Genomic DNA, 19,089 nt, shown 5'->3' with positions numbered 1-19,089 from the left:
GCACCAGCGGCTAGGCTCGAAACGTGCGAGCAGGTGAGCAGCCGGCCAACCCGGCCCGAACGGCTTGGCCGGCCCGCCTGCATGTGGTGACAGGCAAGGGCGGGACCGGCAAGACCAGCGTGGCCGCCGCCCTGGCGCTCACGCTCGCCGCCGACGGACGCCGAACCCTGTTGGTCGAGGTCGAGGGCCGGCAGGGCATCGCCCAACTCTTCGGGACCGACCCTCTGCCCTACGAGGAACGCAAGATCGCCACCGCCGCGCACGGCGGCGAGGTCCGGGCGTTGGCGGTGGACCCCGAGGAGGCGCTCCTCGAATACCTGGACATGTTCTACAAGCTCGGCGCCGCCGGCCGGGCGCTACGCAAGTTCGGTGCGATCGACTTCGCGACCACCATCGCCCCCGGCCTACGGGACATCCTGCTCACCGGCAAGGTGAAGGAGGCGACCACCCGGTCCGTCAACCAGCGCCGGGTGTACGACGCCGTCGTCCTCGACGCCCCACCAACCGGACGAATCGGGCGTTTCCTCAACGTGACCGCAGAGGCCGCTCGGCTGGCCAAGGTGGGCCCGATCAAGACCCAGAGCGAGGGCGTGGCCAACCTGCTGCGCTCACCCATGACCGCCGTGCACATCGTGACGCTGCTCGAAGAGATGCCGGTGCAGGAGACCGTGGACGCGATGGCCGAGCTGACCGCGTTGAACATCCCGGTCGGCCGGATCATCGTCAACGGCACCCAGCCCCCGCTGCAGGCGGCCAAGGTCACCCAGGCCGAGCTGCGCCGAGGGCTCACCGCCGCCGGGCTGCCCGCCGATCGGGCCACCGTCACCGGACTGCACGCCGAGGTCAGGAACCACCTGACCCGCCGGGCCCTGGAGGACTCGCTCCGCACCGACCTGGTCGAGCTGGGCCGGCCGCTGGTCGAACTGCCGCTGCTGGCCGAAGGGGTCGACCGAACCGGCCTGAACGTACTGGCAGAGCGACTGAGTCAGGCCGACTGACTCACACCTGTCCGTTGCCCCGGGCGAACGACGTGCCGATCCCGATACGCTCGTTTGGTGCCTTCCGATCACGCGGCGCCGCGACTGGACGTCGACCAGATCCTCGCCGACCCCGGTGTCCGGATCGTGGTCTGCTGTGGCGCGGGTGGCGTGGGTAAGACCACCACGGCTGCCGCGCTCGCGCTGCGCGCCGCCGAGCAGCACGGTCGTCGTACGGTGGTGCTCACCATCGACCCGGCCCGGCGCCTGGCCCAGTCGCTGGGCCTGGTCGAGCTGGACAACACCCCGCGCCAGGTCAAGGGGCTCGAAGTCGAGGTGAACGGCGGCGAGCTGCACGCCATGATGCTGGACATGAAGCGGACCTTCGACGACGTGGTGCTCGCGCACACCGATCCGGCGAAGGCGGCAGAGATCTTCGCCAACCCCTTCTACCAGGCGATGAGTTCGACCTTCGCCGGTACGCAGGAGTACATGGCGATGGAGAAGCTGGGGCAGTTGCACGCCCGGGGCGAGTGGGACCTGATCGTCGTCGACACGCCGCCCTCGCGATCGGCGCTGGACTTCCTCGACGCACCGGCCCGGCTGTCCCGGTTCCTCGACGGCCGGATGCTGCGGCTGCTGCTCGCCCCGGCTCGCAGCGGCGGGCGAAGCATGTTCAGCCTGGTAACCGCCTCGTTCGGGATGTTCTCGAAGGTCGTGCAGAAGGTGCTCGGCGCCCAGTTGCTCACTGATCTGTCCGGGTTCGTGGCCGCACTGGACTCGATGTTCGGCGGCTTCCGGCAGCGCGCCGAGCAGACGTACCGCATCCTTCAGGCCCGGGAGACGGCATTCCTGCTGGTCGCAGCCCCGGAGCCGGACGCGGTCCGGGAGGCGGCGTACTTCGCCGGACGGCTCGGTGAGGAGCGGATGCCACTGGCCGGCCTGGTGCTCAACCGCGTGCACCGTCCGCTCGTCGCGGAGCCGGATGCCGAGCAGAGCCTGGCCGCCGCCGAGCATCTGGCTGCGGCCGGCGGGCACGAGGCGACCGTGGCGGCGTTGCGGGTACACGCGACGCTGGCCCGGCAGGCGACGCGGGAGCAACGGGTGGCCGCCCGGTTCACCGAGGCCTTCCCCACGGTCCCGACGGTGGCGGTCACGGCGCAGCCCGCCGATGTGCACGACATCGACGGGCTACGCACGATTGGTGCGGCGATCAGCCAGTCGTGACCAGCGACTTGTTCTTGTCCCGCATCGCGGCCTCGAACATCTTCTTCCAGCTCGGCACCTGTGGGTGTCGACGTAGCAACGCCCGGCGCTCGCGTTCGGTCATGCCACCCCACACACCGAACTCGATACGGTTGTCGAGCGCGTCAGCCAGGCACTCGTAGCGCACCGGGCAGCTACGGCAGATCCTCTTCGCCACGTTCTGCTCCGCGCCTTGCACGAACAGCGCATCAGGATCACCGTTCTGACACGCCGCCAACGTGGGCCAGTCTGGAATCATGCCCATCTGATTACGTCCCCCCTTGCAGTCCCGCTACCGACCTCTGCCGGCCAGCCGGCGATAACCCCCCGGCCGTCCACCGCGCCTTCCCCGGGCGCGCCGGACGGCATGCGATCCCCTCGCAGCACCATCATGCTCTGTAGTCATCTGATTACGCAACGTTGTCGGCCAAATCTAATAATCCGGACACTCCAGACTGATCGCCCGACAGTGCAGCCCTGTCTACCCGACGGCGATCTGCGAAAACACCGCCGAGGACCCGCGATATGGGGAACACTCGACAGTGGGGACACGCAACCGCATGTCAGGAGTCGTGCGTCTAGCACAACGAGGCCAACGCCCGCAGGAAATGGGGAAAGTACGCGGGAGAGGACCTCGTTGCCGATTGACGTACCCTGACGGAGTGACTTGGATGCGCAAACGTGACCACAATGTGCTTACCAACGCCGCATCGCTACTGATCTGCGGACTGCTGGCCGGTGTGGTGGTCGCCGCAGCCGCCTTCCCAGCAGTGGCGATGTCCGGTCTGGCCGCCAAGGCAGGTGCGGAGACCTTCGACAAGCTGCCCAGTGAGCTGACCGTCAAGCGGTCGCCACAGGCCAGCTACCTCTACGCAGCGGACGGTAAGACCCCGCTCGCCAGCATGTTCGACGAGAACCGGCGGGACGTCCCGATCAAGGACATCTCGCCGAACATGCAGAAAGCAATCATCGCGGCCGAGGACCACAACTTCTACAAGCACAATGGCGTCGACCTGAAGGGGGTGGGCCGCGCCTTCCTGTCCAACAACAGCGGCGGTGACACCCAGGGAGCGTCCACGCTCGCCATGCAGTACGTCCGCCTCTCCATCGCCTACTCGGCGACGCATCCCCAGGACGTGGTGGACGCGACCGAGGACACCGCCGCCCGCAAGGCGAAGGAGATGCGTTACGCGATCCAGATCAGCCAGGACATGTCGAAGGAACAGATCCTGGAGGGTTACCTCAACCTCGCCGCCTTCGGCAACGGCGCGTACGGCATCTTCGCAGCCAGCCAGGTCTACTTCGGCAAACATCCCCGGGACCTGACGATCGACGAGGCGGCCATGCTCGCCGGGCTGGTCAAGGCACCGTCGCAGAACAACCCGGCCACCAAGTCCGGCTACCCGGCCGCGGTGGAACGCCGGGACTACGTGATCGACAACATGGTGAAGCTCGGCATGGTCACCCAGCCCGAGGGCGAGGCCGCCAAGGCGGTCAAGCTCGTCGTCAAGGACAAGAAGGTCCCGAACGGCTGCGTCGCGGCCAACAAGAACCACTGGGGCTTCTTCTGCGACTACTTCTATCGCTGGTGGCTGGACCAGGAGCCGTTCGGTGAGACCCGGTACGACCGGGAACGCCGGCTCAAGAGCGGCGGCTACAGCATCGTCACCACCCTCGACGTGAAGACGCAGGAGGCGGCAAAGAAGGCCGTCGAGCGGAAACTGAAGACCGGCAGCAAGAACGCGCTGATGGTCGCGGCGGTCGAACCGGGCACCGGTCGGGTACGCGCACTGGCCACCAACCGCAACTACAAGCTGGACGACCCGAACAAGCCGCAGAACAAGATGTCCAGCAACCCGGCCAAGGCCAAGCGGAAGATTCGAGGCACCTACCCGAACACCACCAACCCGCTGATCACCGGGGGCGGCGACATCCACGGCTACCAGGCCGGTTCGACGTTCAAGATATTCACGTTGGTGGCGGCCCTCGAAAAGGGCTACCCACTCGACTACTCGATCAACTCACCGGTGCAGTTCAAGTCGAAGTACCCGGTCGAGTACGGCAGCAAGGCGGCCTGCCCGGGCACCAACTACTACTGCCCGAAGAACGCCAGCGACAGCATGGCCGGCAACCACAACATGTGGAGCGCCATGGGCTCCTCGGTCAACACCTACTTCGTCCCGCTACAGCAGAAGGTCGGCGCGGCGAACGTGGTCGAGGCGGCGAAGAAACTCGGCATCAAGTTCCTCTCCGCGGAAGACGCGAAGTTCGCCGACAACAAGGACGCCGCAGACATGTGGGGTGCCTTCACCCTCGGCGTCTCGGCAGTGACCCCGCTGGACCTGGCCAACGCGTACGCCTCCCTGGCCGCTGATGGCAAGCACTGCGAGCCGATCCCGGTGCAGGAGATCCGCGACCACGACGGCAAGAAGCTCGACATCGCGAACCCCCGCTGTGACCAGGCGGTGAAGCCCGAGGTGGCCCGGGCCGCCATCGACGCGGCCCGCTGCCCGGTCGGTGACCGGTCGGCCACCTCAAGGTGTCGGGGCGCGACCGCCGGCGGCGTGCGTGGTGCCGTCGGCAAGCCGGTGGCCGGCAAGACCGGTACCACCGACGCGGAGAAGACCGCGGCGATGGTGGTCACCACCAAGCAGCTCTCGGTGGCCGGCATCCTCGCCGACCCGGACTGGGCACAGACCACGGACGTGATGTCGCACAACATCGTCAACCCGGCCGTCTACGAGACGCTGCGGGACGCGATGAAGGGCAAGCCCAGTATTGAGTTCACCCCGCCCGGCAGCAAGACCGCCAACGGGGACCAGGTCTCCATCCCGAACGTCAAGTGTCAGTCGGTCGACGCCGCACGGGCCCGGATCAAGGACGCCGGGTTCGACGTCGAGGTGGACAACCGGCAGGTCGATTCGAGTTGCCCGGCCGGTACGGTCGCCGGCACCAGCCCCGACGGTCGTACCGTCAAGGGCGGCACCGTGACCATCGAGGTCAGCAACGGCAAGCAAAACGACAATGACGACAACAACAACGGCGGCGGAGGTCGACCACGCCGGTAACCGGATCAGCTGACCGAGCGGGGCAGACACCTGAAGAGGTGCCTGCCCCGCTCGCTTTTTGCCGATCTTGCGGCTCCGGGCCACCGGCTGTTGTTCGTACCGTCGACTTGGGTCCGTGCGCTCGGCCGGTCAGACGCCAAGCTGGCGACGTACCTCGGCCGCCACCCGGCCCCCCTCAGCCCGGCCGGCCACCGCGGCCTGAGCCGCCTTCATGGCTGGGCCCATCTGGCCCTTTCCGGTGAACTCACCCTCGGCCAGCGCCCCCGAAACCAGCTCGGCCAGTTCCGCGTCGTCGAGCTGCTTGGGCAGGTAGCGGTCGAGCACCTCACCCTCGGCGGTCTCCTTCGCCGCCTGCTCGGCCCGGCCGGCGTCGGCGAACGCGGTCGCCGCCTCCCGGCGCTTCTTCGCCTCCTTGGTCAGCACGGCCAGCACCTCGTCGTCGGAGAGCTCCCGCTTGGCCTTGCCGGCTACCTCGGCGTTACCGATGGCAGCCAGCGCCATTCGCAGGGTGGACGTGGTCAGTTCGTCGCGTGCCTTCAGCGCCGCGCGCATGTCCGTAGTCAGGAGGTCCTTCAGCGTGCCCATGGACGGTCAAACTACCCTGAGCGCCATGCGAAAGCGCACCGTATTACGACTGGCCGCCGGGACTGCCGCGATCGGGGGCGCCACCCTGGCGTACGCGTCGCTCATCGAGCGGAACATGTTCACCCTGCGGCGGTACGACGTGCCGGTGCTGGCGGCCGACGCGGAGCCGCTACGGGTCCTCCACCTCTCCGACCTGCACATGACCCCCGGCCAACGACGCAAACAGGAATGGGTGGCCTCACTGGCCGCCACCGACCCGGATCTGGTCGTGGTGACCGGGGACAACCTCGCCGATCCCGAGGCGGTCCCGGGCGTGCTGCGGGCGCTGCAACCACTTCTGAACTATCCGGGGGCCTTCGTCTTCGGCTCCAACGACTACCGGGGGCCGGTCTGGAAGAACCCCTTCAGCTACTTCTTCCCCGACCGCGAGTACGTCCAGGGCGTCGAGCTGCCGACGGAGGATCTTCGTGAGGTGCTGGTCGGTGCGGGTTGGGCCGACCTCAACAACGCTCGTACGTCGATCAAGGCCGGCGGACGGACCGTGGAACTGATCGGGGTCGACGACCCGCACATCGGGCGGGACGACTACCCCTCGGTCACCGGGCTGGTCTCCCCCGACGTCGACCTGTCGATCGCCCTCACTCACTCGCCCGACCCCCAACTGTTGGACGAGATGGCCGCCGACGGGTTCGACCTGTTGCTCGCCGGACACACCCACGGCGGCCAGGTACGGGTGCCCTTCGTCGGGGCCCTGGTGACCAACTGTGATCTGCCTCGATCGATGGCCCGGGGGCTACATCGGTGGCCCTCCTCCGATGCCTGGCTGCACGTCTCCGCTGGCCTGGGCACCCACCCCACCGCGCCGGTCCGGTTCGCCTGCCCACCCGAGGCGTCGCTGCTGACCCTGATCCCTCGCTGAGGTAACGCGGGCGGCCGGGTACCGAGTTTGCCCCTCCGGGACGGTGGGCTAGTATTGCTCCGCACGCCTCGGGGTGTGGCGCAGCTTGGTAGCGCGCTTCGTTCGGGACGAAGAGGTCGTCGGTTCGAATCCGGCCACCCCGACCGAGAGTTAGTGCAGGTCAGGGCCGATCTTCCAGCTAGGGAGACCGGCCCTGACTCGTTTCCAAGACCCTCCCGGGGAGAAATCTGGGAGAAGAACTCTCCTGCCCCTAGCTGTCGGACTTCCTCAGCAAGCAATCCAACGCCGAGACGGGCGACCTGTCGCTCATCTCACGTCGGGCATCTAGGGCCGACTCCCACAGCTCGGTCAAGCCCTCCAGGAGCGATCGACGCATCGTCGCCGTGACGTGGGAGTACCGAGCCTGCACCGACCCATCCTCATGCCCCATCCGCTCATCCATGCGCTTTGGAGGCACCGCCAGTTCCTCCATGAGAGTCTTGTGCGTGTGCCTCAGTCCATGCGGTGTGAGGCCTGGGGCAATGGGCACCCAGCAAGCGTCAGCACGGCCAGCAGCCCCCCTGCCGCGCGCTGGCACCCCGGGCCAGGGATCGCCCAGGATCGGCACCGGACGCGCAGCATGGGGAGCCTTACGCGGATACCAGCCCGTAGCCGCCGGCCCGAAGAGCCAGGTTGCAAAGCCGGTTCTACGCCAATGAGCGGCCAGCTTCCCAGACGACCCACCGCGTACGTAGCCAAGATCGGCAATGGCGGTCGCGACCCTCGCTTTGGTCAGTTCAGCCACAGACTCCGGATGGTTCAGCACCGCCGAGACCGTGCCGGTCGAAACACCCGCGCGGCGAGCAACATCAACCAGCTTCGCACCAGGTGCACGCGCCGCACCGTTGGCCGCTCGATAGCCCTGAAAGACGTACCTCAGCCCGTGACACTCGCACGGCTTTGGCTGGGTTCGCGCTATGTGGTTCGCGACGAGTTCCGCCAGCCAGTCGGGCACCGGTGAAGCTCTCCCGTATCCAACTCGTAAAGCTGCCACTCCACGCGAATACTGCCCGTTCGAACGAATTTCGTTTCAAGCCCGACCAACTCACCCCACCTCATTCCCGTGAAGCCTTTAAGGACGATGGCAACGGTTGACGGAACGGCATCGCAGGATGCTTTACGCCAGGTCGTGATCGAATAGGTCTGGTGCCTGGATCGATAGTAGGGCGAGGCCGTCCGGGAGGGGCCTGTTCGCACCTCGGGCTTCTGGCCGTTGGATGGCACGATGCGTGCTGTGAGTTGGCACTTGCTGGTGACGCCCCTGCATACCGCAGTCGCAGACGGTGGATTTGAGTGGGTAGCCGGGGCTGGGTCGTCCTTTGGGCTGCCCGAGGAGCCATTATCGGCCCGTGAGTTGCCGACGGTGGCGCAGGTCCTGTCCGCGTTTTGGGAGGCCGGCTGTCACGGCGTGCCGTGGTTCCAGGTTGCCGGGCATGATCTGACCCGCGATCTTCCGGGTTGCCCGGACCCGGCCACCTGCGCGGCGATGGGCGGCCTGGACCTAGGCGAGGTCAGTCTGGGCGTCGATGGTGTAGACGGTGACGAGCCGGTGGAGCTGGGTCAGGTCGTGACCGACATCGGGTTCCGCAAGCCATCCGGCAGTGCGGTGCTGGCCGCAGTGGTGGCGCTGGCATCGCGGTCCGGGCCGCTGCTGGTGTTCGATGACAGCGGAGAGCACGTGTTCGTGGTGTCGCCGGGTGAAGAGCCAGCCCACCTGGCCACGCGTTGGCCGTGGTAGCAGGGCTTGGTCTACGTGGTGCCCGGGAAGGGCACGTTCGTGAAGCCGGCCGACGGAGCATAGGAAACCATTCGCATGCGGCGTCAAGGTTCGCTTGACCTTGTACGTCCGGCGATGGTGCGTTAGGTAGCCTCGCTCCATGCCAAGCAGCCGCCAGCTTCCGCTGTCTGAATCATGGTGGGATGGACCAATCGAGCGGTACAGGCACGATGTCGCGAGGTGGACCGTCGGGAAGTTGCGGAACGCGCTGGACGGTCTCCCGGATGACATGGTGCTGAGGGCGGAGGTGGCTTTCGGTCCGAGCTCTGGTCATCCTGACCCGTGGGGCAACGATCAGTTCGTGGTCACCGGCGCCACCGTCGATGATGGCGACTACCTGAGATCGGATGAATTAATCATTCGGGTCGATTATCCCGCTGATGATTATGTGCGACCTGCAAATACAGCACCTGAGGTCGACCCCAACGCTAAACCAACACCAACCCCGTGAACTTGACGGGGTAGCTAGACGACAAGCCCGTACGGTCGGGTTTATGCGGCTTGCGGGCATGTCGGAAATCCAGCAGATGTTGGGCGGCGTCAGCCGGCAGCGTGCGTCGGAGATCGTGGCGCGCCCCGGGTTCCCGGCACCGTTGGACACCTTGGCGACCGGGCGAATCTGGGAACGGGCTGCGGTGGTGGCGTGGATCGCTGAGAACCGGCCAGCCCAGCGGACCGACGAGCAGTAGATCGGTGCGCACCAGGTGGCAACAGCGCATGCCGAGTCCTGGGAGAAATCGGGGAGATGATCTTCCCCCGACCGCCTCGCTCACGTCGCCAGACCAACGGACATCAAGGGTCGGACCAGGGTCGATAGCCAAACGTCCACGCCAGGAACGGATGTTGACCTTGTTCGGGACGAAGAGGTCGTCGGTTCGAATCCGGCCACCCCGACCAGAGGTAAGAATCAGGGCCCCTCCACGGAGGGGCCCTGATTCGTTTCCAAGCCAATCATCGTTTCTCAGCGGTCGTCGCCGACCGACAGGTGGATCACGGTACGAGGCTGGTCCGGGCCGACCCACCCGCGCGGCAGGTCGGGCACGGTGATCGACACGGGATGACGTAACGGATCGAGCCGACGCTCATCGGGAGGGCTCGGTTTCCACCAGTCATGTCGCTCGTTGAGCGATCATGACCGGGCTACTGGCATGTCCGAGCGGGAGTTTGAGTACATCTGTTGTCGCGGGCCGAGGATGCGCTGTTCGGCGGCGCCTGCGGCGGTGACCAGCTGCCCGAGGAGTTGGCCGATGAGCGCTGTCGTGGGCCGCGGCTGCGGCGGGCATTGGCCGAGCTGGAGGCCGAGCGGACCGCCGGACAGGCCGAGGCTGGGGCTAAGGCGGATCAGTATCTGCAGCGTCAACGTCGCGGTGAGCGTATCCGCGGTAACGTGCCGGTCAACGCGGAGGTTGCCTCGGCCAGGCTACGGCTGGAACAGGCCATCGCCGCTCGGCAAGCCACGATCGCCGAGTGGGAGCAGCGCAACGCCGACAAGATCGCCGCGACGGGTAGCGGGCTGGTCGGTGCGCGGCCCCGCCCGGTCGATGAACACTTCGCGGTCGTGCGGGCGCGTACGTGGTTGGACAAGGCGCTGGCGCGGGCGGCCGAGCGGGAACGCCAGGTGGCCGATCAACGGCCGCGGGTGCGTAACGTCACCGACCCGGACAGTCGGCTCATGCCGACCAAGTCCGGGTTCATCCAGGGCTACAACCCGCAAAACGTGGTCTCGGCCGACCATCTGATCATCGCCACCGAACTGACCCAGGACACCGGTGATGTTGAACAGGCAAAGCCGATGATGGCCGCCGCCGAAGACGCCGCCAACCTCATCACCGGTGCCCATCGCGACCAGGCCGAAGCAGCGCAACTGACCTGCACCTGCCCACCAAAAGACAGCCAGGACTCACCGCCAACACCAACCGCCTCGCCGGCCACCGGTGCGACCCGCCGATCCTGTCCGCGCCACCCGAACGGGATCGGCACAATGGTCATGGACGCCGGCTACCTGTCCGAGGAGAATCTCACCGCCGCCGGACCCGACCGGCTCATCGCCACCGGCAAAAGCCACGACGTGGAGAAATCGGCCCGTACCCAACCCGCCGACCCGCCACCGGATCCCGACCAGCCCCACCACACCGATCCGGTCCAGCAGATGGCCCAGCGGTTACGCACCCCCGAAGGCATCGCCACCTACCGCCAACGCGGACACATCGCCGAGACCCCCCACGGCCACATCAAACACAACACAGGCATCCGCACCCTCACCCGCCGCGGTCTGGACCGTGCTACCGCCGAATGGAAGTTCATCTGCGCCACCTACAACATCAACCGGCTGGTACACACCCTCCGCACCACCGGCCATCTCCTACCCGGCAAGGCATAGCGCAGCCAGTCCACGAACCACCCCAACCCGCCGGCCACACCCCACAGGCCCCAACAACATCAAACCCCGAATACCACCAGCACCCGCTAACACCCCCCAACTTCATTTCGCAACAGCCCGGGGAGCAACAACAGATGCACCCAAAGCGGCGGTGGTTCCGCAGTCGATGCCACCAGGAGGTTAGGCGGGTCGGGTTGAAGCCGTGGCCGGGCGGACCTCGGACAGCCGCCCGTCGTGCATGGTCACCGCCCGGTCGGTGAGATGCAGGTGTTGCAGGTCGTGGGTGACCAGCACCGTCGCGATCCGGTTCTCGTGGGTGATGTCCCGCAGTAGCCGTACGACGGTCTCGCCGCGTTCGTGATCGAGTGCCGAGGTCGGCTCGTCGACCAGCAGCAGACTGGGCTCCCCCATCAGGGCCCGCCCCACCCCGACCCGCTGCCGTTCGCCGCCGGAGAGTTGGTGCGGACGCCGTCCGGCCTTGGCTGCCAGACCGACCCGATCCAGCAGGTGTCGAGCCCTGTCCCGGGCTGTGGTACGCGGTGTCCGGTTGATGTGGGCAACGAGCAGCAACTGGTCCAACACGGTCAACGAGCCCAGCAGGTTGGCCTGTTGGAAAACGAACCCGATCCGCTCCCGGCGCAGCCGGTCCCGACCGGCCTGGTCGAGCGGGCCGACCGCCACCCCGGCAACGGTGACCGTGCCGGACTCGGCCGTGATCAGGGCCCCGGCGACCGCCAGCAGGCTGGACTTACCGGAACCGGACGGGCCGGTGACGGCGACCAGCTCCCCAGCGGGAACGTGCAGGTCGACGTCGTCCAGCGCCACCAGGCGGCGATCACCATCCGGATACGTCAACCGGACATCGGTCAGGTCGAGGGTCATCGGGCTGCTCCCAGTGCGGTAAGAGGATCGACTTTGCTGACCCGGCGTACGGACACCGCCGCCCCGAGGACGCCGACGGCGACCATCGCCACCAGCGGAATCCCGACGGTGCCGGCGTCAAGCACGAACGGCACCACCTGTCCGGCCAGTACACCGAGCGCGGCAGCCACCCCGGCACCGACCGAGGCACCGGCGAGCAACACCACGGCGGCCTGTCCCAGGGCGTCCCGGAGGAGGTAGCCCCGGCCGCCGCCGATGGCCCGGACGACCGCGAGGTCGCCGGCGCGCTGCATCGTCCAGACCGTGAAGAACGCCCCGACGACCAGCACGGACACACCGAGCAGCAGCCCGCGCATGAGGTTCAGCGACCCCTGCTCGGACGAGTAGCCACCGACCGCGTCGTACGCCTCGTCGCGGCTGACCGTGGCGGTGCCGGCGGCCCGGTCGATGGCGGTCGGGTCGCCGCCGTCCCGGGTGATCGCCACCGCGGTGATCGTCTCGGCCCGGGACAACTGCCGCCAGGTGTCGATGGGGGTGTAGGCGACCGGCAGGTGGTTGAAGGAGACGGTGTCCACGATCGCCGCGATCCGTACCTCCTGACCGCCGAGTTGGACTCGGTCGCCGACCCGCAGCGACTGCTCGTCGGCCAGGTCGGCGGTGATCGCCACCTCGCCGGCGGTCGGGGCCGCCCCCTGCTGGCGGGTCGGGTACAGGGCCGGGTCGGCCCCCAGCAGCGTCACCGCCGCCGAACTCTCACCGGCCTGCAACCGGGTGGTGGCGACCCCGAGCGGGTACGCCCCGGTCACGCCCGGCTGCCCGGCGATCGTGCCGACCGTCTCCGCCGGCAGGGCGCTGGTAGCGAAGGCGACCTGCTGCCCGGACGCCGGCTGCTGGAAGGCGATGTCGTCGACCGGCAGCCGCGCTACCGCCGAGATGCTGGCCGCGCCCAGCCCGGCGGTCAGCCCGGTGAGCAGCACGACCATCAGCGTCATCAGGGCGATGACGCCACCGAGGAGCGCGAACCGTCCCCGGGCGAACCGCAGGTCACGAAGTGCGATGAACATGTATCCAGCCTCGTCGCCCACGCCGCTGCCGCCATCGGACCGGAGACGGGCCGCCCGGCCGCGAAGGTGGCAGGCCGATCTCCAACCAAAGTTGGGGGCCGCACCACCACCGATCCCACTACTGTCGGTAGCGTCATGGGTGACGTCGCACTTTCCGGTTCGGTCGCGCTGGTCCTGCTCCGCCGGGCCGAGCACATCCTGTTCATCGGGTTGCTCACCGTGGGGGCGGCGCGAGCCGTGCTCGACGGCCGGCCGGCGGTGGTCGTGCTGACCGGTGCCCTACTCCTCGGCGCGTGGTACGTCCTGGGCGTCGTGGTGGCTCAACGCACCGTCCCGGTGACCGACCTGGTTACCTCCCCGGCCGGGACAGTGGCCCACCGTGGCCCGGGGCTGCTGGCGGGACGCACCCGCGCCGGCTGGCTCGGACTGGCCTGGCTGCTCGTGCTCACCGCCGGCTGGGCGGGACTGGTGGTCCTCTCGGTGGACTTCGTCTGGTTGGCCTTCGTCCTGTTCCTGCTCTACCCGCAACTCCTGCCGCTGGCCGGTGCACTCCCGGCCGTCGCCGTACTGACCGCCGGGGTGGTCACCGCGTTCGGCCTGCACCGGGGGCGGCTCGACCCCGCAGCCGTACTGGGGCCGGTCATCGGGGCTGCGGTCGCGGTCGTGATCACCCTGGTCTACCAGGGCCTACGCCGGGAGACGGACATCCGGGACCGGCTGCTGGCGGAACTGACCGCCGCCCAGGACCAGCTCGCCACCACCGAGCGCCGGGCCGGCACCCTCGCCGAACGGGAACGGCTGGCCCGCGAGATCCACGACACCGTCGCCCAGAGCCTCTCCAGCATCATCCTGCTGCTGCGGGCGGCGCGGAGCGCGTATCCCGACGCACCTGCCGCCGCCCGGCACCAGCTGGACACGGCCACCGCCGCGGCGCATTCCGCCCTGGACGACACGCGGCGGCTGGTCCGGGCCCTCGCTCCGGCGGAGCTGGTCGGCCGGTCCCTGCCCGAGGCCCTGCGCCGCCTGGTGGACGGCACCGGCGAGTTCGGACTGGACGGCCGGTTCACCGTGGAAGGCGAGCCCGCGCCGCTACCCACCCGGATCGAGGTGAGCCTGCTGCGGGCGGCCCAGGAGGCCCTCGGCAATGTCCGTTCGCATGCCGCCGCCCGGCGGGTGGTGGTCACCCTCACCTACCTACCGCACGCGGTCAGCCTCGACGTGGCCGACGACGGGCGCGGCTTCGACCCCCAACTTCCGGCGATCTCCGGGCCGACCGCTGGCACCGGTCTCGGCCTGGCGGCCATGCGGGCCCGACTGGCCGAGGTCGGCGGATCCCTCGTCGTCGAATCCGCCCCGGGGCAGGGCACCGTACTCGGTGCCACCGTCCCACTCACCGATGAGGTGCCATGACCAGCATCCGGATCGTGCTCGTCGACGACCATCCCATCGTCCGGGGTGGGCTGCGGGCCGCACTCGACGCCGATCCCGAGATCACCGTCGTCGGGGAGGCCGCCACCGGGGAAGACGCCCTCGACCGAGTCACCGAGCTACGCCCCGACCTGGTGCTGATGGACCTGCAACTCGGTGCCGGCATCGATGGTGCCGAGGCCACCCGGCGCATCCGGACGATGTCCCATCCGCCCCGGGTACTGATCCTGACCACGTACGACAGTGACGCCGACATCCTGCCCGCGATCGAGGCCGGGGCGACCGGCTACCTACTCAAGGACGCCGACCCGGCGGACCTGCTGGCCGCGATCCGTACCGCCGCTGCTGGTGAGACCGTCCTCGCCCCATCGGTGGCCAGCCGGCTGGTGTCCCGGGTCCGGTCCCCCGGTCGGACCCTCACCCGCCGGGAGACCGAGATCCTGCAGATGGTCGCCGATGGCCTGGGTAACCAGGCCATCGGTCGACGACTCTTCATCACCGAGGCGACGGTCAAGTCCCATCTGGTGCAGGTCTTCACCAAGCTCGGGGTCGACAACCGGACGGCGGCGGTAGCGGAGGCCCGCCGCCGGGGGACCATCCGCTGACCGGCCGTTGGTCATCGGCTCCGCTGCTGGCCGCCAGTCACCGGCTCCGCCGGCCGGTCGCGCTCCGCCGGCCGGTCGCGCTCCGCCGGCCCGTTACGCTCAGCCGACCTGCTTCTGCTGGCACGGTACGCAGAACCGAGCGTGCGGCAGGATCTCCAACCGTCCGACCGGGATGCTCGCCTGGCAGCGCTCGCAGATGCCGTACGTTCCTTCGGACATCCGGCGCAGCGCCTGCGCGGCGTCGGCCACGCCCTGCCGGGCGGAGGCGATCAACCCGTTGAGGGTGTCCCGGTCGTAGCCACCGAGATCGGGCTGCCGGCTGAACACCGTCAGCTCGGTCAACTGATCGGTGTGGGTCCTGAACTGCTCTTCCAGGGTGTCGCGGAGCAGCTCGGCGGGGTTGTGCACGGTGCTGGTCACGTACCTGGTCCTTCCGACGTAGGAGAGGAGTCCACGTCCGCAACGACGTGACTCGGAGACGTTGGGATTCCCGCTGGTCAGCCGAGGGCGGGGTGACGGACCGCCGCCAGCGCGGCACGTCCGGCACCGGTCACCGCCGCGCTGAGCGGCGCGGGCACCCGGCGTACGGGTACGTGCAGGTGGTCCGCCAGACGCCGGGTCAGCCCAGCGGTAGCGGCACCGCCGCCCACCACCAGCACTGCGCTCGGCGGCATCGCCGCCAGTCGGCTGCCAGGTTCGGGCTCCAACTGCGCCACCAGCCGGGTGACGATGTCGGCGAGTAGGTCTGCGCTGACCCCCAGGCCCAGGTCTCCGGTGCCCAGATCGATTCGGCGCGCGGCGGCCACCCGGCCGTTAGCAATCATCGCCACCTCGGTCAGCTGTTCCCCGATGTCGACGACGAGCAGTACACCGCTGGCCGCATCGGCCCCCATCGCCGCTGCCAGCACGGTGTCGAGCAGCAGGATCCGGGCCGGGGTGAACGCGGCGGTCAGCACCTGACGGAGTCGGGCCTGATCGTCCGCAGTGGTCAATACCGGCCGGCAGGCCACCACGACCGGAGGTCCTGGCGGCAGATCCGGGTGCTCTTCGAGTAGTCGGGTGAGGAGGGTGACGCAGCCGGCGTCGTCGACGATCCGGCCCCGCCGCAACAACGGCACAGCCTGACCGAGCGCCTTACCGGTGGTCGTGGCGGTGCGTTCACCGTTTCCGGCGGTCCAGACCCGAGCCTGACCGCTGCCCAGGTCAACGGCGATCGCGGCCGGACGGGCGACGGTGTCGGGTTCGGACCGCCGTGCTGTGACGGACGAGCGTCGGCGAACGGTCGAGTCGGCCCGCTCCGGGCTTGCCGTACTGATCGTCATCACCGCCTCCTCGCTGATTCCGGTACGACGTCGGCGTTTCGACATCGAAGTTCCAGCGTGCGCCCTAACACCGTTCGCAACACGGGCTGCCTGCGGCGAACAACGGCTCCGCTACTTGCCGGTCGCCGGCAAAGAGTGCCCACAGCGCTCCGGGAATTACCAGCACAGCGTGGCGATTTCCTGACCGTACGACTATGGTGGCCGGACTCATGGACGGCTGGCGGGCGCGATGCCCCGTCTCAACCGCTGTCCAACCGTGAAAGAACCTCAGCCGTGGGTGGCAGTCCCTGGCTGATCTCTGTGTGGAAGGAGCGCTGCGATGCTCGGCCCCGGCGTGTACGCCCGTCCTGGCGTCCCGCATCCGCTGGCTATCGACCTGGGCACGGCGAATGTCCGGATCTGGACGCCGGCGGCCGGTTCGGTCATCGACGAGCCGACGGTGGTGGCCTACGACTCGGCGGGAATGGTCCGCGCGGTAGGTCACGCTGCGCTGACGCTCGCCAGGTCGGGCCGGGTACGGCTGGTCCGTCCGATCCAGGACGGCGTGATCGACGACTTCCGGGCCTGCGTACACCTGTTGCAAGCGCTGGTCACGGCCAGCGCCCGACCGGTCGGCGACGTGTCGCCGGTGCTCGTCGGCGTGCCCGCCACCGCCACCCTGTGGCAGCAGGATCTTCTCACCGCCGCCGTGGGCCGGGCGACCGGCGGTCGGGTGGTGGCCGTCGAAGAGCCACTGGCCGCCGCCCTGTCCTGCCGGATGAGCCTGGAAACCGGCAACGACGTGGTGGCGGTGGACCTGGGGCAGGGGCGTACCGAGGTGGTCCGGATCACCGGGGGCACGGTGACCGCCGCCGAGCGCGTCGGCCCGGACAACCTGCTCGACCAGGTGCCGGCCATCGCGGCCACGGTACGACAGTTGGCCCGCGAGTCGGCCCGGCTGGGACACCGACGCCTGCTGCTGCTGACCGGCGGTGGCGCGGCCGGCCCGGATGTGGCCGGGCGCCTGGCCGCCCTCACCGGCCGGATCGTGACGATGCCGGCGGACAGTCGACTGGCCACCATCCGCGGCCTGCGCCTGTTGATGACCGCCTGACTGCCGACCACCTAACCAGCCCTGGCTGGCTCCGGGCGGCGTCCGTCGGCTGGCTCGGCGCGGCAATACGCCGCTGGCTGGCTCGGCGCGGCGTCGGCAGGCTGGCTTGGCTCGGCGCGGCGTCCACCGGCTGGAGCCCGGGGTTGAGTATTCACCCCGGGCTCCCCGCGCCACGCTGGTGCGCTGCCCTCACACCGGTCGGGTACTGGTGTCAGGCTCCGTGCTTCTGCTGGCACGGCACGCAGAACCGAGCGTGCGGCAAGATTTCCAGCCGTTCCCGGGGAATGTCCCTCCCGCACTTCTCGCAGCTGCCGTACCGGCCCTCCGCGATTCGGCGCAGTGCCTCGGTGACCTGGGTGAGGCTCTGTCGCGTGGTGGCGATCAGCGCCGCTCGGGTGTGTGCCTCGCCGGAATCTCCGGCGTCCGAGGTGAGCTCGGTCAGTCGGGCCGTCTGCGCCTCGAACTCGCTGGTCAGCGAGGTACGCAGATCCGTGATCCAGTCACGCTCGGCGGTGTTCTGGGTATCGGTGCTCATGTTGTCCCCCAAAAAGAAAAAGGCCGGAGCTAATAAGCTCCGCCCTGGTGGCCGTGTCTGCGTGTCAGGCGACCACCGGCGGGCTGCGGCCGGCTGGGGTGGGGCTCGGCAGCCCGTAGGTCGCGGAGGCGCTCCGCGGCGATTCGGCGGGAACGACGTAGGCGTCGTCGCCGGTGGTGGCGATGCGAATGGAAACCGTCGGGTGCGCCCCGGTCGGCGCCAGCATGGCAGCCAGCTCCGGTGCCAGCGCAGCGGCCAGCTCCGGCATCACCACAGTGACGCCGGCCGGCTCGAACTGCGCCACCCGTTCCATCCGCACACCATAGGGCCCGACACAGCCGGAGACCAATGCATTGCCCACGGAACCTCAGATACCCCAAAAAGGTTCGATCCGCTCGGGCCGGCAGCTGCTCCCACACGGATCGACGAGGACCGGGATACGGACGGTGGCGGTCCGGGCCGCAGTAGCTGAAGCCTGGTCAGCGGCTATGGTGACGCCGTGGTCGCCCACGGCCGGTCCCTCCGCGTACGCCTGCTCAGCTGCCGGCGTGGGACCGTGACCGCTCGCCACCTTCCGCTGGTCGTCGCCACCGCCACCGACCGCTCCGAAACGCCGGCCCGAATGGCCGACACCTCGGCTGGGACCGGCCGTCGCCAGGGTGGTACGCCGCTCGTCGCTCCGCCGCGCGTACCGCGCCCCAACCGGGGTCCGCCCGCCCGCAGTACGAGTTCGATCGATCTTCCAGGCGGGCGGGGTGCGACAGCACTCCGCCCGTTGCCTTGTCCCCCGTCGTTCGAAAGGAACCCACTGTGCAGACCGTGCGCAGGAAGGATGAGCTCGGCGTACTGCGGATGGTGTTGGAGGAGCAGTATGAACGCCACAGCACCCAGTTGGCGCTGCTCGACCGGCAGGCCGGCGACAGCCGGTGCCGAGGCGGAGACGCCGACACCGCCGCCGTGTTGACCGCCTCGTCCCGCCAGGCGCTGGGCGACATCGCCCGAGCCCTGCACTACCTGGACCATGACGCCTACGGCTGCTGCGAGCAGTGTCGTACGGAGATCCCGATCGAGCACTTGGCCCAACACCCGGCGGTCCGGTTCTGCACGTCCTGCGAACCGTGAACCCATGGGTCTGAAGCACCATCACCCATCAGGCGATCGGCAAACCCG

The 19,089-nt window shown here is 68.7% G+C and carries 20 protein-coding genes, 1 tRNA gene and 1 pseudogene; 13 read left to right on the top strand and 9 right to left on the bottom strand.

The annotated features are described in order from the left end of the window. The first annotated feature begins 23 nt into the window (after positions 1 to 23). Together bagA and bagB are read left to right on the top strand one after the other, a co-directional pair. Positions 24 to 998: an ATPase BagA gene (gene bagA, locus FHR38_RS15725; protein WP_184535377.1), complete on the top strand. Its 975-nt coding sequence runs from the start codon at positions 24 to 26 to the stop codon at positions 996 to 998. A gap of 54 nt (positions 999 to 1,052) precedes the next feature. Beyond that, positions 1,053 to 2,204: an ArsA family ATPase gene (gene bagB / locus FHR38_RS15720; protein WP_184535376.1), complete on the top strand. Its 1,152-nt coding sequence runs from the start codon at positions 1,053 to 1,055 to the stop codon at positions 2,202 to 2,204. Here bagB and FHR38_RS15715 read toward each other — a convergent pair. Beyond that, positions 2,191 to 2,487 (bottom strand): WhiB family transcriptional regulator, encoded by a 297-nt coding sequence (locus FHR38_RS15715; RefSeq protein WP_184535375.1) that lies wholly within the window; start codon positions 2,485 to 2,487, stop codon positions 2,191 to 2,193. The genes bagB and FHR38_RS15715 overlap by 14 nt on opposite strands. 406 nt (positions 2,488 to 2,893) lie before the next feature. Between FHR38_RS15715 and FHR38_RS15710 the strand changes: the two genes are divergently transcribed. Further along, complete coding sequence (locus tag FHR38_RS15710) at positions 2,894 to 5,290, top strand: transglycosylase domain-containing protein (RefSeq protein ID WP_184535374.1); 2,397 nt, start codon at positions 2,894 to 2,896, stop codon at positions 5,288 to 5,290. A gap of 129 nt (positions 5,291 to 5,419) precedes the next feature. On the opposite strand, the gene FHR38_RS15705 is transcribed toward FHR38_RS15710, so the two are convergent. After that, on the bottom strand, positions 5,420 to 5,875 hold the full coding sequence (locus FHR38_RS15705) for a GatB/YqeY domain-containing protein (RefSeq protein WP_184535373.1): 456 nt from the start codon (positions 5,873 to 5,875) through the stop codon (positions 5,420 to 5,422). Between the two features lie 25 nt (positions 5,876 to 5,900). Here FHR38_RS15705 and FHR38_RS15700 point away from each other — a divergent pair, with 25 nt between their 5' ends. Then, positions 5,901 to 6,794 (top strand): metallophosphoesterase, encoded by an 894-nt coding sequence (locus tag FHR38_RS15700; protein WP_184535372.1) that lies wholly within the window; start codon positions 5,901 to 5,903, stop codon positions 6,792 to 6,794. A gap of 69 nt (positions 6,795 to 6,863) precedes the next feature. Beyond that, positions 6,864 to 6,937: transfer RNA gene (locus FHR38_RS15695), tRNA-Pro, on the top strand. A gap of 107 nt (positions 6,938 to 7,044) precedes the next feature. Here FHR38_RS15695 and FHR38_RS15690 read toward each other — a convergent pair. Further along, positions 7,045 to 7,922 (bottom strand): annotated as a pseudogene (locus FHR38_RS15690) (LacI family DNA-binding transcriptional regulator); the annotation flags it as partial. A 274-nt stretch (positions 7,923 to 8,196) separates the two neighbouring features. Between FHR38_RS15690 and FHR38_RS15685 the strand changes: the two are divergent. From FHR38_RS15685 to FHR38_RS33565, 4 genes are all read left to right on the top strand, one after another. After that, positions 8,197 to 8,571, top strand: a complete 375-nt coding sequence (locus FHR38_RS15685) for a hypothetical protein (RefSeq protein WP_184535371.1) — start codon at positions 8,197 to 8,199, stop codon at positions 8,569 to 8,571. Between the two features lie 139 nt (positions 8,572 to 8,710). Continuing rightward, positions 8,711 to 9,061, top strand: a complete 351-nt coding sequence (locus FHR38_RS15680) for a DUF6225 family protein (RefSeq protein ID WP_184535370.1) — start codon at positions 8,711 to 8,713, stop codon at positions 9,059 to 9,061. A 43-nt stretch (positions 9,062 to 9,104) separates the two neighbouring features. Then, entirely contained in the window at positions 9,105 to 9,299 is a 195-nt protein-coding gene (locus tag FHR38_RS15675; protein WP_184535369.1) for a hypothetical protein, read from the top strand. 488 nt (positions 9,300 to 9,787) lie between these two features. Next, positions 9,788 to 10,990: a transposase gene (locus FHR38_RS33565; protein ID WP_184535368.1), complete on the top strand. Its 1,203-nt coding sequence runs from the start codon at positions 9,788 to 9,790 to the stop codon at positions 10,988 to 10,990. Between the two features lie 180 nt (positions 10,991 to 11,170). Here FHR38_RS33565 and FHR38_RS15665 read toward each other — a convergent pair whose 3' ends face one another. Beyond that, positions 11,171 to 11,872, bottom strand: coding sequence for an ABC transporter ATP-binding protein (locus FHR38_RS15665; protein WP_184535367.1), 702 nt, complete (start codon positions 11,870 to 11,872; stop codon positions 11,171 to 11,173). Further along, positions 11,869 to 12,936: an ABC transporter permease gene (locus FHR38_RS15660; RefSeq protein WP_184535366.1), complete on the bottom strand. Its 1,068-nt coding sequence runs from the start codon at positions 12,934 to 12,936 to the stop codon at positions 11,869 to 11,871. The genes FHR38_RS15665 and FHR38_RS15660 overlap by 4 nt, the downstream gene beginning before the upstream one ends. 135 nt (positions 12,937 to 13,071) lie before the next feature. Here FHR38_RS15660 and FHR38_RS15655 point away from each other — a divergent pair, with 135 nt between their 5' ends. Together FHR38_RS15655 and FHR38_RS15650 are read left to right on the top strand one after the other, a co-directional pair. Then, positions 13,072 to 14,346: a sensor histidine kinase gene (locus FHR38_RS15655; protein WP_184535365.1), complete on the top strand. Its 1,275-nt coding sequence runs from the start codon at positions 13,072 to 13,074 to the stop codon at positions 14,344 to 14,346. Continuing rightward, entirely contained in the window at positions 14,343 to 14,969 is a 627-nt protein-coding gene (locus FHR38_RS15650) for a response regulator (RefSeq protein ID WP_184535364.1), read from the top strand. The genes FHR38_RS15655 and FHR38_RS15650 overlap by 4 nt, the downstream gene beginning before the upstream one ends. 99 nt (positions 14,970 to 15,068) lie before the next feature. Here FHR38_RS15650 and FHR38_RS32255 read toward each other — a convergent pair whose 3' ends face one another. Next, entirely contained in the window at positions 15,069 to 15,389 is a 321-nt protein-coding gene (locus FHR38_RS32255; RefSeq protein ID WP_312882173.1) for a TraR/DksA family transcriptional regulator, read from the bottom strand. Between the two features lie 77 nt (positions 15,390 to 15,466). Then, positions 15,467 to 16,336 carry a rod shape-determining protein gene (locus FHR38_RS15640; protein WP_184535363.1) on the bottom strand — a complete coding sequence of 290 codons (870 nt, stop codon included), beginning with the start codon at positions 16,334 to 16,336 and terminating at the stop codon, positions 15,467 to 15,469. 274 nt (positions 16,337 to 16,610) lie between these two features. On the opposite strand from FHR38_RS15640, the gene FHR38_RS15635 reads away from it, so the two are divergent. Further along, the gene (locus FHR38_RS15635) at positions 16,611 to 17,384 is read left to right on the top strand and encodes a rod shape-determining protein (protein ID WP_184535362.1); all 774 of its coding nucleotides are present in this window, start codon (positions 16,611 to 16,613) and stop codon (positions 17,382 to 17,384) included. 211 nt (positions 17,385 to 17,595) lie between these two features. On the opposite strand, the gene FHR38_RS15630 is transcribed toward FHR38_RS15635, so the two are convergent. Further along, the gene (locus FHR38_RS15630) at positions 17,596 to 17,919 is read right to left on the bottom strand and encodes a TraR/DksA family transcriptional regulator (protein WP_184535361.1); all 324 of its coding nucleotides are present in this window, start codon (positions 17,917 to 17,919) and stop codon (positions 17,596 to 17,598) included. Between the two features lie 64 nt (positions 17,920 to 17,983). Beyond that, positions 17,984 to 18,232, bottom strand: a complete 249-nt coding sequence (locus FHR38_RS15625) for a hypothetical protein (RefSeq protein ID WP_184535360.1) — start codon at positions 18,230 to 18,232, stop codon at positions 17,984 to 17,986. A gap of 506 nt (positions 18,233 to 18,738) precedes the next feature. Here FHR38_RS15625 and FHR38_RS15620 point away from each other — a divergent pair. Beyond that, complete coding sequence (locus FHR38_RS15620) at positions 18,739 to 19,041, top strand: TraR/DksA C4-type zinc finger protein (RefSeq protein ID WP_184535359.1); 303 nt, start codon at positions 18,739 to 18,741, stop codon at positions 19,039 to 19,041. Positions 19,042 to 19,089 lie beyond the last annotated feature (48 nt).

Source organism: Micromonospora polyrhachis (assembly GCF_014203835.1).
GTDB classification, from domain to species: domain Bacteria; phylum Actinomycetota; class Actinomycetes; order Mycobacteriales; family Micromonosporaceae; genus Micromonospora_H; species Micromonospora_H polyrhachis.
This window is presented reverse-complemented; position numbering and strand designations above follow the sequence as displayed.